This window comes from Robertmurraya sp. GLU-23 (genome assembly GCF_052983275.1).
Genome location: NZ_JBRKCV010000014.1, coordinates 71,358 through 86,320, shown reverse-complemented (window position 1 = coordinate 86,320; position 14,963 = coordinate 71,358). Strand labels below are relative to the sequence as shown.

The 14,963-nt window shown below is 38.2% G+C and carries 15 protein-coding genes; 7 read left to right on the top strand and 8 right to left on the bottom strand.

Features of this window, described 5'->3' with window-relative positions:
- The first annotated feature begins 8 nt into the window (after positions 1-8).
- Entirely contained in the window at positions 9-665 is a 657-nt protein-coding gene (gene yeiL, locus ACVBAX_RS19035; RefSeq protein ID WP_447118404.1) for a transcriptional regulator YeiL, read from the top strand.
- Between the two features lie 91 nt (positions 666-756).
- On the opposite strand, the gene ACVBAX_RS19030 is transcribed toward yeiL, so the two are convergent.
- Together ACVBAX_RS19030 and ACVBAX_RS19025 are read right to left on the bottom strand one after the other, a co-directional pair.
- Positions 757-1,134: a VOC family protein gene (locus ACVBAX_RS19030; protein ID WP_447118403.1), complete on the bottom strand. Its 378-nt coding sequence runs from the start codon at positions 1,132-1,134 to the stop codon at positions 757-759.
- A gap of 115 nt (positions 1,135-1,249) precedes the next feature.
- Positions 1,250-2,041, bottom strand: coding sequence for a VOC family protein (locus ACVBAX_RS19025; protein WP_447118402.1), 792 nt, complete (start codon positions 2,039-2,041; stop codon positions 1,250-1,252).
- Between the two features lie 251 nt (positions 2,042-2,292).
- Here ACVBAX_RS19025 and ACVBAX_RS19020 point away from each other — a divergent pair, with 251 nt between their 5' ends.
- Entirely contained in the window at positions 2,293-2,493 is a 201-nt protein-coding gene (locus tag ACVBAX_RS19020; RefSeq protein WP_160546738.1) for an aspartyl-phosphate phosphatase Spo0E family protein, read from the top strand.
- A 70-nt stretch (positions 2,494-2,563) separates the two neighbouring features.
- Here ACVBAX_RS19020 and ACVBAX_RS19015 read toward each other — a convergent pair whose 3' ends face one another.
- The gene (locus ACVBAX_RS19015) at positions 2,564-4,270 is read right to left on the bottom strand and encodes a methyl-accepting chemotaxis protein (RefSeq protein WP_447118401.1); all 1,707 of its coding nucleotides are present in this window, start codon (positions 4,268-4,270) and stop codon (positions 2,564-2,566) included.
- Between the two features lie 531 nt (positions 4,271-4,801).
- On the bottom strand, positions 4,802-5,449 hold the full coding sequence (locus ACVBAX_RS19010; RefSeq protein ID WP_447118400.1) for a pentapeptide repeat-containing protein: 648 nt from the start codon (positions 5,447-5,449) through the stop codon (positions 4,802-4,804).
- 517 nt (positions 5,450-5,966) lie between these two features.
- Between ACVBAX_RS19010 and ACVBAX_RS19005 the strand changes: the two genes are divergently transcribed.
- Positions 5,967-8,534 carry a rhamnogalacturonan lyase gene (locus tag ACVBAX_RS19005; protein WP_447118399.1) on the top strand — a complete coding sequence of 856 codons (2,568 nt, stop codon included), beginning with the start codon at positions 5,967-5,969 and terminating at the stop codon, positions 8,532-8,534.
- A gap of 67 nt (positions 8,535-8,601) precedes the next feature.
- On the opposite strand, the gene ACVBAX_RS19000 is transcribed toward ACVBAX_RS19005, so the two are convergent.
- Positions 8,602-9,123 (bottom strand): acyl-CoA thioesterase, encoded by a 522-nt coding sequence (locus tag ACVBAX_RS19000; protein WP_430776647.1) that lies wholly within the window; start codon positions 9,121-9,123, stop codon positions 8,602-8,604.
- A 165-nt stretch (positions 9,124-9,288) separates the two neighbouring features.
- On the opposite strand from ACVBAX_RS19000, the gene ACVBAX_RS18995 reads away from it, so the two are divergent.
- A complete protein-coding gene (locus ACVBAX_RS18995; RefSeq protein ID WP_430776648.1) occupies positions 9,289-9,531 on the top strand; it encodes a hypothetical protein in 243 nt (80 codons plus the stop codon).
- A 61-nt stretch (positions 9,532-9,592) separates the two neighbouring features.
- On the opposite strand, the gene ACVBAX_RS18990 is transcribed toward ACVBAX_RS18995, so the two are convergent.
- Both ACVBAX_RS18990 and ACVBAX_RS18985 read right to left on the bottom strand, forming a co-directional pair.
- Complete coding sequence (locus ACVBAX_RS18990; RefSeq protein ID WP_447118398.1) at positions 9,593-9,889, bottom strand: DUF3817 domain-containing protein; 297 nt, start codon at positions 9,887-9,889, stop codon at positions 9,593-9,595.
- A 169-nt stretch (positions 9,890-10,058) separates the two neighbouring features.
- Positions 10,059-10,499, bottom strand: coding sequence for a GNAT family N-acetyltransferase (locus ACVBAX_RS18985; RefSeq protein WP_447118397.1), 441 nt, complete (start codon positions 10,497-10,499; stop codon positions 10,059-10,061).
- A gap of 105 nt (positions 10,500-10,604) precedes the next feature.
- On the opposite strand from ACVBAX_RS18985, the gene pdxR reads away from it, so the two are divergent.
- From pdxR to ACVBAX_RS18970, 3 genes are all read left to right on the top strand, one after another.
- Entirely contained in the window at positions 10,605-11,984 is a 1,380-nt protein-coding gene (gene pdxR, locus ACVBAX_RS18980) for a MocR-like pyridoxine biosynthesis transcription factor PdxR (RefSeq protein WP_447118396.1), read from the top strand.
- Between the two features lie 63 nt (positions 11,985-12,047).
- The gene (locus ACVBAX_RS18975; protein ID WP_447118395.1) at positions 12,048-13,247 is read left to right on the top strand and encodes an iron-containing alcohol dehydrogenase; all 1,200 of its coding nucleotides are present in this window, start codon (positions 12,048-12,050) and stop codon (positions 13,245-13,247) included.
- Positions 13,248-13,262: 15 nt separating this feature from the next.
- A complete protein-coding gene (locus ACVBAX_RS18970; RefSeq protein ID WP_447118394.1) occupies positions 13,263-14,633 on the top strand; it encodes an aldehyde dehydrogenase in 1,371 nt (456 codons plus the stop codon).
- 55 nt (positions 14,634-14,688) lie between these two features.
- Here the strand turns inward: ACVBAX_RS18970 and ACVBAX_RS18965 are convergent, their stop codons facing one another.
- A complete protein-coding gene (locus ACVBAX_RS18965; RefSeq protein ID WP_430776654.1) occupies positions 14,689-14,862 on the bottom strand; it encodes a hypothetical protein in 174 nt (57 codons plus the stop codon).
- Positions 14,863-14,963 lie beyond the last annotated feature (101 nt).

Sequence of the window (14,963 nt, the reverse complement as noted above, 5' to 3'; positions counted from 1 at the left end):
AGGAATTCATGCAATTTTTAGTTGAACCTTTACGTAATTACTATCTTACACAATACCCAATAGAATCCTTGTTCTCCTTTCCCATCACACCGTATATACAAGTGTGTCAATTTGAACGAGGTGAATTTATCTTCAAAGAAGGCTCGTATCCTGAGTACTTATTTTATCTTGTTGAGGGCAAAGCTAAGCTCTATGTGACACATGAGAATGGGAAAGTATCACTGATCAATTTTTTACAAGCCCCTACTTTTATGGGAGAAATTGAACTTTTAAATGAAGAACGTATATCCAAAGCGATTCAAACCGTCACGAAGGTTACTTGTCTTGCCATTCCCATTCAGGCTTGCAAAGAGAAGCTGCTCACGGACGCTATCTTCTTAAGGCATTTATGTATTTTTCTAAGTCAAAAAGCAACAACCATTTCCGCGAAGTACACCGAAAATCAGGTATATCCCTTAATTAACCGACTGGCTGCTTTTATACTCGTTTCAGCGGATCATGATTTTTACAAAGAAAAACACACCGAAGTATGTGAATACTTAGGCGTGTCGTACCGTCACTTATTGCATGTATTTGCAAAGCTATGTGAAGAAGGGGTCGTACAAAAACATGCTCGAGGATTTTTGATTGTAGATAGACAACGACTGCAACAATTAGCTAAATAGGTCGACCACACCTTATAAAAAGAGGGTCTTTGCTCTTAAAATGAGCAAAGACCCTCTTTACTAAAACGAAAATCCGTTGTATCTCCCAAGCTTACTTCTTCTCCATAACCGCAAAATAATTTCCTTCATCATCTGAAAAGTTAAAGACTTTTCCAAAAGGCATATTGACCAATTCCCCAACTGTAACGTTTTTATTTGATAAATCTTTATAAAAATCTTCAAGATTTTCGGTGAAAAACATTAAGGAAGGTGTACCCAAATTCAATTCAGGTGACATTTTCGCTACAAATTCCTTGTTATGTAAAATAATACTTGTCTCAGCGTCCTTTGGAGCCACCTCAATCCATCTAAATCCTTGACCGTTATCTTCTTCAGAAACGACCTGAAACCCTACTTTTTTTGTCCAAAAAGCTTTTGCCTCATCTTGGTTAGTAACATACAGCATGATTTGACCAACTTTGTTAATCATTCACTCTACCCCTTTTAGATGGATTTTTAAGACATTCACTTACTTCTATAATTATAACGCTCTCACATAAAAAATTTAATACCTACTATTAAAAACTTAAATTTTGTCTGCCTGTTTATTTATAGGACCACACATTGATTCGATTATGGTCCGGATCATAAAAGTGAAAACCACCCCAACCATTTATTGGGTCACCTGCCATTTCAGAAGGTTCCAATCCATTTTTTATCAGCTTATGATATTCTTCAAAAACATGCTCAGGCCGTATATCGTAATAGGTTCTTACACGATTATCATTCGGCTTTGGAACGGTGTCTTCGCTTTTCAAAAGCCAAATATGATCCCAAAAACATTCGTTTAATACATTTCGATCATAGGCATCCTCTGTCTTAAGATGAGCAAAGCCTTTCTCCTCATTTATTTCCTCTATTACAAACCCAAGTTGCTCTTTATACCAGGAGGCTGAAAATATTGGATCCTTGACATGAATAATGGTATTCACTGAGCCAAACCCTAGAACTCCTGATGGAGGATACTCCTTTTCGCCCTCTCCTTTGTTTTCCTCTACTAACGTTAGCCTCGTGTTGTCAAAGGCTACGATATCACAGTATCTTTGTCCATTTGGGAGCATATTAGTGTCCTTCGATTCTATCTTTCTACCTTGTAAATAAGAAAGGGTTTGATCCAAATTGTACGTGGCAAATCCGAGCTTCACTTTTCCTTCTGATTCTGTAAACTGCAAATGATCATAATCTCCTTCGAACGATTTTATCGTCACCATTCCAGCTCTAGGCAGCTTCATAAATGCTTTTCTTCCAACCTTACTTGTAATTTGATCCACACATTCCCAGCCAAATACGTCCTGATACCACTGAATGGCCTCCTCAAAATGATCAGGTTGAACCATTATAAATCCTCCATCCCACCGATACATCTAACCACTCCCTTTGTTTGGTTTACATATCTAGAATAAAGGTTCTACCTAGTTGAGTGTCAATCATTCATTCACTATTTTTCAAATATTCAGGAAATAATAAACTTCTTTACAAAAAATAAACATTTTATTAAAATTGCTATCAAATATTCCCTTTTCTTTTAAAAATATGTAATAATAACATAATACGACCTAGAGAAATTATAGCCATAGGAGTCATTGATATGCCGCCGATTATTTTTGAAAATGATGAAGTATACTTATATATTAAAATTGAACTTATCCGTGGGGAATTGATTTACACTGGAATGCAAGAAGGGTTTGGCAGCCAAAATACCATTCGTATCAGTCAAAGACTAGACAGTTATCTCACCATCTACCAACGTTTATTTTCAAAAAACCGCCGTACTTTTCTCTATAAATAACTGAATAATTGAAACATTAAACCAAAAATGACTGACCATACTGGCCAGTCATTTTATATGAATGATTAATTTAAACCTTGAACTTACCAATTAAAACTTTTAAATCATCTGCTAGATTAGATAATGCCGAAGCAGACGTCGCGATTTCCTCCATAGATGCAAGTTGTTCTTCTGCTGAAGCTGCTACATTCTGCGAATGCATCGAGGTTTGCTCAGATATATGAATGATTCCAGATACAGTAGCAGAAACCTCTTGTGTGCTTGCTGATATTTCTTCAGAGGTTGCTGCCATATCATTGATTTGTCCTGTTAAATTCGCCATAAACTCAAGAATTTCCTTAAAAGTCTCTTTTGTTTGGTTAACAATCATCAATCCCTCTTTTACGTCGACCGAAACCTGTTCAATGGACTGCGAAGATTGAGTCATGTCTTCTTGAATGGTTTTAATTAATGCTGAGATTTGTGAAGAAGATTGCTGTGATTGTTCAGCAAGCTTTCGAACTTCATCCGCAACAACCGCAAATCCTTTTCCATGTTCCCCTGCTCTTGCCGCTTCAATGGCCGCGTTTAACGCCAATAAATTTGTTTGATTGGCAATTGCTGTGATTACATTCGTGATTTTCTCAATTTCCTGTGAACGATGCTCAAGTGTTTTTATTACCTCTCCACTTGCCACAACAGAATGATTGATTTCATTGATCTGATTAACGGTCTTATCAACAAACAATCCACCCTCCTTAGCCTTTTCAGTGGCATGTACACTTACTTCTGAAACGATCGACGCATTATCAGCAATAGACTGTATCCCCTTCGTGACTTCTTCTAATGCTATTGCACTCTCTTGTACACTTGATGTGGATTGTTCTGCACCATCTGCTACTTGTTGAATAGATTCTGTGATTGTCTCCGTTGCTTTACTTGTTTGTTCCGAGCTTGCTGTTAATTCTTCTGATGAAGAAGCAAGAAGTTCAGAAGTGGAAATCACCTCATTCATCATGTCTTTAAGACTTCCTGACATTTTGTTATAGCTATCTGATAAAACACCTAACTCATCGTTTGAATGATCTTCTACCTTTGCAGTGAAATCACCATTTCCGGCCATATCAAGTGCCTTAGTAAGATTCGAAAGTCTTCTTTTCATTTTCCATGTAAACCAATACACAGCTCCAGAGGCTATTCCGATCATAATCACTAAAACAATAATAAATTTCGTTAGAAAAGAAGATAAAATATTATGAATAATTTCTTCTGAAGCACCGACATACATGATTCCGATCACTTCTCCAGATGCATCTTCTATTGGCATATATGCTGTTTGATACATATTCCCCGCTACATTTGCTTCCCCGTAAAAAGACTCACCTTTTGTAAGAACCGTAGCGACTACCTCAGCTGAAGCCTGTGTACCAATCGCACGCTCTCCATCAATCTTTACATTGGTTGTCACGCGTGTATCTCCGAGGAAAATCGTAACGGTGTCTCCCGTATCTTCTCCAATGGTATCTACTATGTCATAATTATCGTTGATAAGAGTTGATCCCTTATAGAGGCTATTCTCTTTGACTTCCCATTCTCCAGGATACGTACTATCAACATATCTATACGCGAGTCCTAAATCTCCTTTTGCTTTCTCAGTAGCAAACTCTTTAATTCCTCTTGTAATCTCTTCGTTTACTACAAATCCAATCACTAAGGATAGAACAGTGATAATTGATATCACAATTAAATTGATCTTTGTTCCTAGCTTAAGATTTATTCTTATGATGTTTTTCCCCATTGTTGCTCTCTCCTGTCCTATTACATATAAAAAAAGGAACTTCTACTATCACTACTATCGGCCTAAAATTATCAATGTTTATAACTTTGTTCGAAATTTAGACACAAATAGTTTTCACAAAAAAAAAGAGGTTAATTTTTTATTAACGCTCCTTAAGGCCACCTAACTATTTTTTTCTAATAAAAGATATAAAAATAGTGATTCCTGAGATCATTAATCCTAGTGTATAAACGTGAATAATGATGGTGTTTGTATATTGATTTAACCAGGGATACCGATAGATCCTTGAGTCTCTTTTCCTAGATCACCACCTAAATCGCTAATAAGTTCAATAGTAAATTGGTACTCTAAAAAACAAAACAGCAGGAAAGTAGTGATTCCCCCCTAGCTATAAGTAGTATTACTCTATCAAATATTTTCCCCATAAAAAACCTGTATCAAATACGGCTTGATACAGGTTCTTTCGAAATTTGTTAAATAAAATAGACACTTTCTACCATCACGAATGGTTAAACGCCAAATACGATGAATTTACTCTCTAATCTTCAAGCCTAATAATCTTGAGAACCCAATTGCTTGATTGGGAGAAACCTCGCAGCCCACCAAACTTTCTGTTGAGACATTGATTTGTTCGAATGTACAGGTGCTAATATCAACCCCTTTAAGGATTGTATTGGTAAAGTCAGCATCATTTAGATCACACCGGTTCAGACCTACTTTAGTAAATTTAGAGTTGAAAAAATTTGCACTTCTCAATGTGGACTGCTCATAATTCACTTGTTTTAAACGAGTATCAACAAAATTACTCAGGTTCAAATCACAGTTTTCAAAAAGAACATTCCCTAAGATCGCATCAGACAAATCTAACCCTAAAAGTTTGCAATCTTTAAACTCCACTCGATGTAGATTTCCTCCACAAAAACGCACATTTGATAAATTACAATTCTCAAAAACCACATCGGTAACATCTATATTGACAAAGGAACTGCTTAAAAACGTAACGTTTCTAAAAATAACTTTTGAGAGAATCAGCCTTTCAATTATTTCATTCTCAACTCGAGCATTTATCACCGAACAGTTAACTAACTCCGCTTCTTCTTCATAAAAAACATCTTGAAAATTAGCTTGGGGCAAATCTGTTGAAATCTTTGGACGATCCATTTTAAATGTTTTTGTCATACTACACCTCAATACCTCTCAAATACTTTTCATTACTCAACCATACAAGAAAATCAACTCATATTTAAGTCTTTATTTTTCAATAGAGTTGTGTGCAACTGAGTTTTACAGCCCCTTATTCCAATGACGTGCCCATTTATTCGTAGTAAACAATACGGTTGAATCGACATTAGAATAAAAATCACCTGTTTTTATTAACTAAGCTAGTCTGTCGAAATCTAGTACTAATTGAGACTCTAACACTTGCTTTTCCCTCCCCTCTGTCCAAATCCACCCCTCATTCGGACTTCTCGAGCTCCTTTCCCCTCTGCTCAGTCCAATTCCACCATAAACACCACACCAACAACACTGATTTTTATATGAAAACGTCTGAATATTGCATTTTTAGTTCAGAATATTTCAAATATAATAGGTTACGTGTTTCTACTAACCTATTTTACGGAGGTGTTTCGGCTATTTTGTAAGCGTATTCACTCGCGGAGTACAACTTTTAAAAAATCTAGGAGGTTATTTTATCTTGAAAAAAACATCCCTACGTAGAAGAGTTCTAACCAGTGCATTAGCCGTCCCACTTCTTTTATCAGGTGCATCATCAGTAGCTGCAGATAAAACCCAACAAAACAAGCTTCCCTACAATATTCAAGGAGTTCAATTAGAGTATCTTGATCGAGGGCTTGTAGCAGCGACCACTTCAGAAGGAGTTTTTGTAAGCTGGAGACTGTTAGGCAATGAAGTGACCGGTTATTCAGAAACAGGGTTAACGGGTGTCAACTTTCATGTGTATCGCGATGGGAAATTCCTAGCCAGTGTCGAGGATAGTACAAACTTTTTAGATCCCAACGGCAGCAGTAATTCTAAGTATTACGTTCGGTCTGTGTTGAATGGTAAAGAGCTAGATCAAAGTTCCTCTGTTTCCCCTTGGACACAATCCTACGTCGATTTGAAGCTTAACAAACCAGCAGACGGTGTCACACCTGTTGGTGAGAGCTATACGTATTCAGCTAATGATATGAGTGTTGGAGATGTCGATGGCGACGGCCAATATGAGTTTTTTGTCAAATGGGACCCTTCCAACTCGAAGGATGTTTCACAGGTTGGATATACCGGAAACACGTATATTGATAGTTATCGAATGGATGGCACCCTTCTCTACCGAATTGATTTAGGCCTGAACATACGCTCAGGTGCTCATTACACTCAATTTTTAGTATATGACTTTGACGGTGATGGAAAATCAGAGATGATGTTCAAAACCGCTCCAGGTACAAAGATCATTAAGTATGATAAAAACGGTCAGGTAATATCAGAGAATTACATTACCATGCCTCAAAAAGACATCGATGCAGGTTACAGCAATCAAGATGACTACCGAATGAGCAGTGATGACTATTATAATCATGTAGTGAACATGTTTATGAATTGGCATGAACATGAAGAAGTCGTAAATGGCAATTGGCCAAGTACAATTGAAGAAGCGTTCGGAGCAGAAAAACAATATAGCTATCCATTATCTAAAGAGGATGCCCAAAGTTTAACTGATTATTTCATGGATGTTTATGCACCTAGTAGAAGCTCTCGGAATAATTTAAGAGCTTTCGAAGGATTCATCGTCAAAGGGCCCGAATATTTAACTGTATTCAACGGGGAAACAGGTGAAGAAATGGACACCATTGATTACAATCCAGAACGACATGATGATGGTCTCATGTGGGGAGATTATGCGATGGCTAGAATTGAACCTGGCAACCGTGTAGATCGATTCCTTTCTGGTGTCGCTTATCTAGATGGAGAAAAACCTTATGCCATGTTTGCTCGGGGATATTATACAAGATCCAATCTAGTTACATATAGCTGGGATGGAAAGAATTTAAAAGAAAACTGGGCCGTGGACAGTGGCTGGACTCCTATGTCAAATCCATTTAACGATAGTCCTCACGGCGTAGATGGTACCGACCCAGAATATGGTACTCTTACCACACAAGGAGCACATTCCTTAAGTGCAGCAGATGTGGATGGTGACGGCAAGCAAGAAATCGTCTATGGAAGTGCCACGATTGATGATGATGGATCCTTATTATATAGTTCTATGGACGTAATGCCTGAAGGAAGTGCCATTCCTGGTCAGACTGCAAGGCTTGGACACGGAGATGCCATGCATGTGACAGATATCGATCCGAACCGTCCGGGAATGGAGATTTATATGGTCCACGAAGGTGGAACTTGGGCACCTTACGGCTACACACTACGAGATGCCAAAACCGGTGAATTGATATACGGTGGTTATACGGGCCGTGATACAGGCCGAGGAATGGTCGGAGATATTGACCCTACTCAGCCTGGATTAGAAACTTGGGCGAATACAGGGGTGGGCTTATGGACAGCAGCCGGTCAAAAGCTAGGTTCAAGTGCTCCTGGTACAAATATGAACATCAAGTGGTCTGCCGATATGACGACACAAATTGTCGATGGCGCCCTTAACGTTACACCGACGATTCAGGATTGGAAAAAAGGCACTATTCTCACGGCGGAAGGAACAAGAACGAATAATGGAACAAAAGGAAATCCTAGCTTAGTAGCTGATATTTTTGGTGACTGGAGAGAAGAATTGTTCGTCCGCACTGCCGATAGTACTGCTATCAGAATGTACATGAGTACAGAGGTAACCGACCATAAATTATACACACTCATGCATGATACTCAATATCGAGCAGAGGTTGCTAGACAAAGTACGACATATAATCAGCCTTCTTATACAAGCTTCTACTTCGGAAGTGATACAGACTGGTCGAAGGTTCCTGCTCCAACATTTATCATGCCTGGAGCCCTAACAGCGTTAGAGTCGGAGCTAGTTGAGCTTCAAGCGAACAAGGAGTTAACTGGTCCACTTAGCAACCAACTAGAAAACTCTTTGAAACAAGCAAAGCACCATTTAGAAAAAGGATCAGAGAGAAAAGCCAGCGACTTCTTGGATAAATTCGTAAAAGCGATCGACAAGAAGAATAATGAAAAATATCTGTCTTCTGCTGGAAAACTGAACTTGTCGAATAAAGCTCAAATCGTTATCTCCATGTTAGAAAATAATTAATAAATCTTAAAAAGACTCTCAACTTTTTTTCTGGTTGAGAGTCTTTTATACATAGTCAAAATAATTATCAACCCCAAGGTACGTTCACATTAATTTTTTCCCCTAAGGTTTTGCTATGTTCTCTTCGTTTCTTTCGATTTTCCGCCCTCATCGGTGCACTCTCATTCATCATGATTTCTTCTTCACTTACAGGTTTTACATAAGGTACCGTCAATGCTTTTCCTTCTTTAGAAAGGGCCACGAATGTTAGAAATGAGGTAGCAGCTAATTGCCTTTCCCCTGTCATGAGGTTTTCTGAGATCACTTTAACGAACACTTCCATGGAGGATTTACCGACCCATGTAACATATGATTCCAAGCAGACTGAATGATCCTTTTGGATGGGAAAAAGAAAATCGACCGAATCGGTTGAAGCCGTCACGATCTCACATCGTGCATGTCTTGAGGCAGAAATAGATGCGACATCGTCGATCATGCTCATCAATTTTCCACCAAATAATGTCCCATGGTTATTGGTATCAAGTGGAAATACCCTGCTTGTCTTAATCACTCTGGACTGTGAACATGTTTTTGTTATTCTATCTGTCATCGCTCTTCCTCACTTCTTCTTTTTGATTATTATACTCTAATTTTTGGCACGAACTATCTTCTGTTTTTATTTGAAAACAATTTCATGATATTTACAAAACGTTAAAACTAACTTCATGTTTCTCTTTTATAATTAAATAAAATGAAATATCAAGGAGGAGTTCCAATGCGAAGTATGAAGAATTCGGTGATAGGCAATGTGGAAGGAATTTTACGAGATTACGAGGATGGGTACAAATGGGAAGCTTTAGTAAATGAATTATCCTACAGCGATCTTAAACATCTCGTATCTTTAGCGAAAGAGGCCGATCAATATAATAAAGTACTTTCTGACATTGCAACGATTATAAGATCATCAACTGAAAAAGAAACTGTAGAAAAAATAATGATTAAGTTATCGCAATCGTAAAAAAAGCTACCAATATTTGGCAGTCACTCTTTTAGAAAGGTTTATAATTACCACATACAAATTAACTGTACCGTGACTTACGAAGTTTTGCATCAAGGACTAGATTACCGAAAGGAATAAACGCAACAGCAAATGCCGATGTAATCCATACAAAAGACCATCTAATTTTAATAGTGACATACGCAATCATAAACACATACATGACAAATAACATACCGTGAATCGAACCCACCAATGTAACTACTTCCGGAAACCCAGCGAAGTATTTAAGGGGCATAGCAATAAATATCAAAACGAGCAGAGATACACCCTCTAGTAGACCCATTAGCCGAAATTTTGCGATTGGCGAGTTAAGCATTCTTTTCCCTCCTAGCTTCTAATCCATATTCCCTTCTCAAATGACTATGATAGCCATTTTTACCATTAATAGATATATAATAACACGTTTGTACAATTATCACTGTTAAAAAGTAATAAAAAAAACCAAAGCTCTGAATCCAAGCTATGGTTCACTTTTCCCCCTATTTCTAGAACCTTTTCACATAACCATCATACTCATTTGATAACTGCATTCCCATCTCTTCATATAAGGTCTTAGCCTGAACATTATCTGGAGCCGTTTCTAATTGAACAAAATGGGCATTTCTCTCTTCACAAAACTGAAAAACTTCCTGAATTAATGCTCTTCCGATGCCTTTTTTTCTATAGGATACATCCACAAACAAATCGTTTAGAATGTATCCTTTTTTCATACCAACAGACGAAAAGGTTGGATAAAGTTGCGTGAATCCAACTGCCGTTTCTCCCTCCATTGCTAGAAAAATGATCGACTCTTGATTGACTATTCTTTCTTGAAGAAATTGTCTTGCTCCTTCAAGATTGTTAGTTTGATCGTAAAACATTCGATAGGCATTGAATAGTATGGTTATTTGCTCTAGTGAAGTTATATCTGCCTTAATAATATCCATATTCCTCTTCCCTTCTTTCAATAAATCTATTTCTATCTTACAATCAATCTGACATAATAAAAGGAACAGTTTTTATCAAATACATATGTCAGATGGGAGTTATTGATGAAAGAGTTAGTCTTACAACTAAACAATAATAGTCCTAAATATAAACAAATTTATGAAAAAATTCGCTCCCTTATTGAAGATGGAGTGATCACCAAAGATACAAAGCTTCCGTCCATTCGTCAGTTAGCTATGATTTTACATGTGAGCAGAAACACCACTCTTATTGCGTATGAACAATTAATAGCTGAGGGTTATATACGAAGTGAAGAGAAAAAAGGATACTTTGTCGAATCGTTTGAGCCAATTGATTTACAGCACTCTATTTCAATAGAGGAGAACCTTCGCGCTAACGAGACATCAATAAAAGTCAATTTCCGTGTCGGAACCGTAGATCAACAGGCTTTCCCCATAAAAGCTTGGCGAAGATGTAGTAACGATGTGTTAAGGGAAGACATGATTTATACTTACGGGGAAATTCAGGGTGATCCCCTCCTTAGGTGTCAAATTTCTAGCTATTTACTTCAATCAAGGGGAATTCAAACCACACCAGAACAAATCATCATCGGTAGCAGCACGCAACAACTACTGATGCACTTATCCCTTTTTCTAAAAAAAGATTTTTCTAGCATTGCCGTTGAAAATCCCGGATATGACGGAGCTCGGGTAGTCTTTCAACTTCATGGGTATCACCTTCATCCCATAGAGGTAGGTGCAAAAGGGCTTTCACTAAATCAGCTTGAAAAGACGGACTCCAAGCTTGTATACATCACTCCGTCGCACCAGTTTCCAACCGGTGTCACCATGCCTGTTCCAGAACGTCAGCTCTTACTGAAATGGGCAGAAACAAAGAATGGTTTTATTATTGAAGACGATTATGATAGTGAATTTCGCTACAAGCAACAGCCTATTCCAGCCTTATTATCCTTACAGCCAGGTGCTCGTGTAATTTACCTTGGTACTTTTTCAAAAGCATTTATCCCTTCAATCCGTTTAAGCTACATGGTTTTGCCCTCTTTTCTAATCAAACCATATGTATACAAGTTCTCCGGTCTTGAGCAAGGTACCTCTAGCATTCATCAGCGAACGATGGCACGCTTCATGGAACAAGGGTTTTGGGATTCACATATACGAAAAATGCGAACCACATACAAACGGAAGATGCACACACTTATCACCTGCCTACAGAATACATTCGGAGAGAAGATCGAAATCATTGGTTCTGAATCAGGATTATATGTACTAATTAGATTTCGAGGACCAGCAGAGGAGGAACAATTGATTAAACAAGCTCTTTCACACGGAGTAAAAGTATATCCTACCTCCAATTACTATATAACAAACGAACAAAGAACCATACTAAAGCTTGGTTTTAGTAATTTATCAATCGACCAAATCCAATTAGGTGTGAAGTTGCTAAAACAAGCTTGGAGGTTTTAGGCATTTCTCCAAATATTTCCTCATTTAATATTAGTAGACCTTTTTAGAAATGAGGAAATTGCGATGTACAACCTCTATTGTCGAATATATCAGTTCGCCTATAAAACTGCTTCTCCCTTGTTTAATTGGAGAAAGCCTGAACTTTTAGAAGGAGAAAACAGTCTGATTAAGCTTCCACCACTCCTAAAGCTAAAAGGAATTGGGAGCGTTCTAATTGTGACAGATAAAGGGATAACATCCATGGGATTGCTCGATCGTTTACTGCCTGGGTTAGAAGGAAAAGAAATTGACTATGTTATTTATGACGAAACCATTCCCAATCCAACGATTGAAAATATTGAAGAAGCTTTACAATTATATAAAGACCATCAATGTCATGGAATTATCGGCTTTGGGGGTGGCTCTCCAATTGACTGTGCAAAAGGAGTGGCGGCTCGAGTGGCACGACCAGGTAAAACGATACCTGAAATGAAAGGACAACTGAAAGTAAGAAAGCCGACTCCTCCACTCATTGCGGTACCAACGACTTCCGGAACTGGGAGCGAAGCAACGGTAGCTGCGGTTATTTCCAACAGTGAAACACACGAAAAATATGCGATTAATGACCATGTATTGATTCCGGATCTGGCCGTTCTCGATCCGTTGCTTACTACGAAGCTTCCCCCACATATCACCTCGACGACGGGTATGGATGCACTCACTCATGCGGTGGAAGCATACATTGGCAGAAGCAATACAGAGGAAACGGTTCAATGCAGCAAAGAAGCGGTTCAATTAATTTTTGAAAATCTATATACGGCATATTCGAATGGATCAAATATCGAGGCTCGAAAAAACATGCAAAAAGCGTCGTATTTGGCTGGCGTTGCGTTCACTCGTGCGTATGTTGGCTATGTTCACGCCATCGCTCATACATTAGGTGGATTTTACTCAGTACCTCATGGCCTAGCGAATGCCATCATACTCCCTTATGTGCTAGAGTATTATGGAGAGAGCGTGCATCAACCGTTAGCAGAATTAGCTGATTTGATCGGCATTACCACAGAAAACGAAACGGACTCTCTTAAAGCCCAAAAATTCATTGATGTTATTAGAAAACTAAACCGGGACATGAATATCCCCAATACATTCGATTGTCTACAAAATCGGGACCTTCCGATCATGGTGGATCGAGCGTTTCGTGAAGCAAACCCGCTATATCCGGTTCCAAAAATATTAGACAAACACGATTTGTTCAGATTATATGAAATGATTAAGGAATAAGTAGGAGTTGCACATATGGAGAACTACCACTCACTCATCTTAAAACAAAAAGCGTTTTTTCGTTCTGGAGCAACAAAGGAATTGAACTATCGAATTCAGGCATTAGAAGCACTTCGAGAGGCCATTCGTAAAAATGAACAGTCCCTTTTTCAAACCTTAAAAGAGGATTTAAATAAATCTGAATTTGAAGCTTATGCAACCGAAATTGGGGTCGTCCTTGAGGAAATTCGTTTTACTCTTAAACATATAAACGACTGGCTCAAGCCAGAAAGAGTAAAAACTCCTGTTAGCCATATTGGTTCAACCAGCTATATTTACTCAGAGCCTTACGGTGTCGCTCTCATTATTTCACCGTGGAATTATCCGTTTCAACTGGCGATTGCTCCACTTATGGGAGCCATTGCTGCAGGGAACTGTGCGATTTTAAAACCTTCGGAGTTAACACCCAAAACCTCTGCATTGTTAAAAAGGATTATTACTGAACTTTTTCCCGAAGATTATATTGCCGTAGTGGAAGGCGGTGTCGAAGTAAGTCAAGCACTACTTGCAGAGGATGTTGACTACATTTTCTTTACCGGAAGCGTTCCTGTTGGAAAAGTCATTATGGAAGCAGCAGCCAAAAATTTAACTCCTGTTACACTCGAGTTAGGTGGAAAAAGCCCTTGTATCGTCCATCATGATGCAAATATCAAAATCGCTGCCAAACGAATTGCTTGGGGGAAATTTATAAATGCTGGTCAAACCTGTGTTGCCCCCGATTACTTGTATGTTCATGAGAGCATTAGAGATGAATTTTTACAGGAATTTCAATTGGCAACTCATGAGCTGTATGGGGAAAAAGCACTTGAAAATCCTGATTACACGCGTATCGTGAGCCAACGACATTTTGATCGATTGCATACCTTTTTGGATAATGGAAATACGTTTATGGGCGGTGGTTCTAATGAGGAAACTCTATCGATTGAACCGACTGTTTTGACAGAAATCACATGGGATAATCCCATTATGCAAGATGAAATATTTGGTCCGATTCTACCAGTCCTTCCGTATCGTGAGCTTACAGAGGTTATTGAAGGTATACATAAACACCCGAACCCTTTAGCACTTTATCTTTTCTCTGAGAATGAGAGCGTACAACAAGAGGTATTACATCATATTTCTTTCGGAGGTGGCTGTATTAATGATACCGTCTACCATCTCGCCTCACCTTATCTTCCTTTTGGCGGAGTGGGATCAAGCGGAATCGGTGCATACCATGGAAAAGGAAGCTTTGACACGTTTTCTCATCGAAAAAGTGTTCTAAAGCAAACAACGAAATTTGATCTACCCTTCCGCTATCCGCATGTAAAGGATGGTTTGAAAAAATTAAAGTGGTTTCTGAAATAATAGGAAAAAAGCCTTCACGCTCCCTTGTGCGTGAAGGCTTCCCAAAATCGCATTATCAACCCGTTTGGCCGTACCCATCTTGTTGTCCACTAGAAAAAAGTAGCTCATGAATAGAAACCAATCGGATATCAAACTTATAATTTCTATTGCGTATCTCTACCATTCCGTTCTTGTAATCGTGCATAATTATGTAATCTTGATTTCTATGTACGACCTTTGTTCCTTCCAAAGAACATCCCCTCCTAGTTGATAAAATGAGATTTCTTAGATATATACCCTTTATACTATTTTTTAAACATTTATTTTAAAATTAATCTACTATTTTATAAA

Bases quoted from the DNA above. Each gene is read 5' to 3' on its own strand.
- yeiL (WP_447118404.1), top strand. From the start codon at position 9: ATGCAATTTTTAGTTGAACCTTTACGTAATTACTATCTTACACAATAC.
- ACVBAX_RS19030 (WP_447118403.1), bottom strand. From the start codon at position 1,134: ATGATTAACAAAGTTGGTCAAATCATGCTGTATGTTACTAACCAAGAT.
- ACVBAX_RS19025 (WP_447118402.1), bottom strand. From the start codon at position 2,041: ATGGTTCAACCTGATCATTTTGAGGAGGCCATTCAGTGGTATCAGGAC.
- ACVBAX_RS19020 (WP_160546738.1), top strand. From the start codon at position 2,293: ATGCCGCCGATTATTTTTGAAAATGATGAAGTATACTTATATATTAAA.
- ACVBAX_RS19015 (WP_447118401.1), bottom strand. From the start codon at position 4,270: ATGGGGAAAAACATCATAAGAATAAATCTTAAGCTAGGAACAAAGATC.
- ACVBAX_RS19010 (WP_447118400.1), bottom strand. From the start codon at position 5,449: ATGACAAAAACATTTAAAATGGATCGTCCAAAGATTTCAACAGATTTG.
- ACVBAX_RS19000 (WP_430776647.1), bottom strand. From the start codon at position 9,123: ATGACAGATAGAATAACAAAAACATGTTCACAGTCCAGAGTGATTAAG.
- ACVBAX_RS18995 (WP_430776648.1), top strand. From the start codon at position 9,289: ATGCGAAGTATGAAGAATTCGGTGATAGGCAATGTGGAAGGAATTTTA.
- ACVBAX_RS18990 (WP_447118398.1), bottom strand. From the start codon at position 9,889: ATGCTTAACTCGCCAATCGCAAAATTTCGGCTAATGGGTCTACTAGAG.
- ACVBAX_RS18985 (WP_447118397.1), bottom strand. From the start codon at position 10,499: ATGGATATTATTAAGGCAGATATAACTTCACTAGAGCAAATAACCATA.
- pdxR (WP_447118396.1), top strand. From the start codon at position 10,605: ATGAAAGAGTTAGTCTTACAACTAAACAATAATAGTCCTAAATATAAA.
- ACVBAX_RS18975 (WP_447118395.1), top strand. From the start codon at position 12,048: ATGTACAACCTCTATTGTCGAATATATCAGTTCGCCTATAAAACTGCT.
- ACVBAX_RS18970 (WP_447118394.1), top strand. From the start codon at position 13,263: ATGGAGAACTACCACTCACTCATCTTAAAACAAAAAGCGTTTTTTCGT.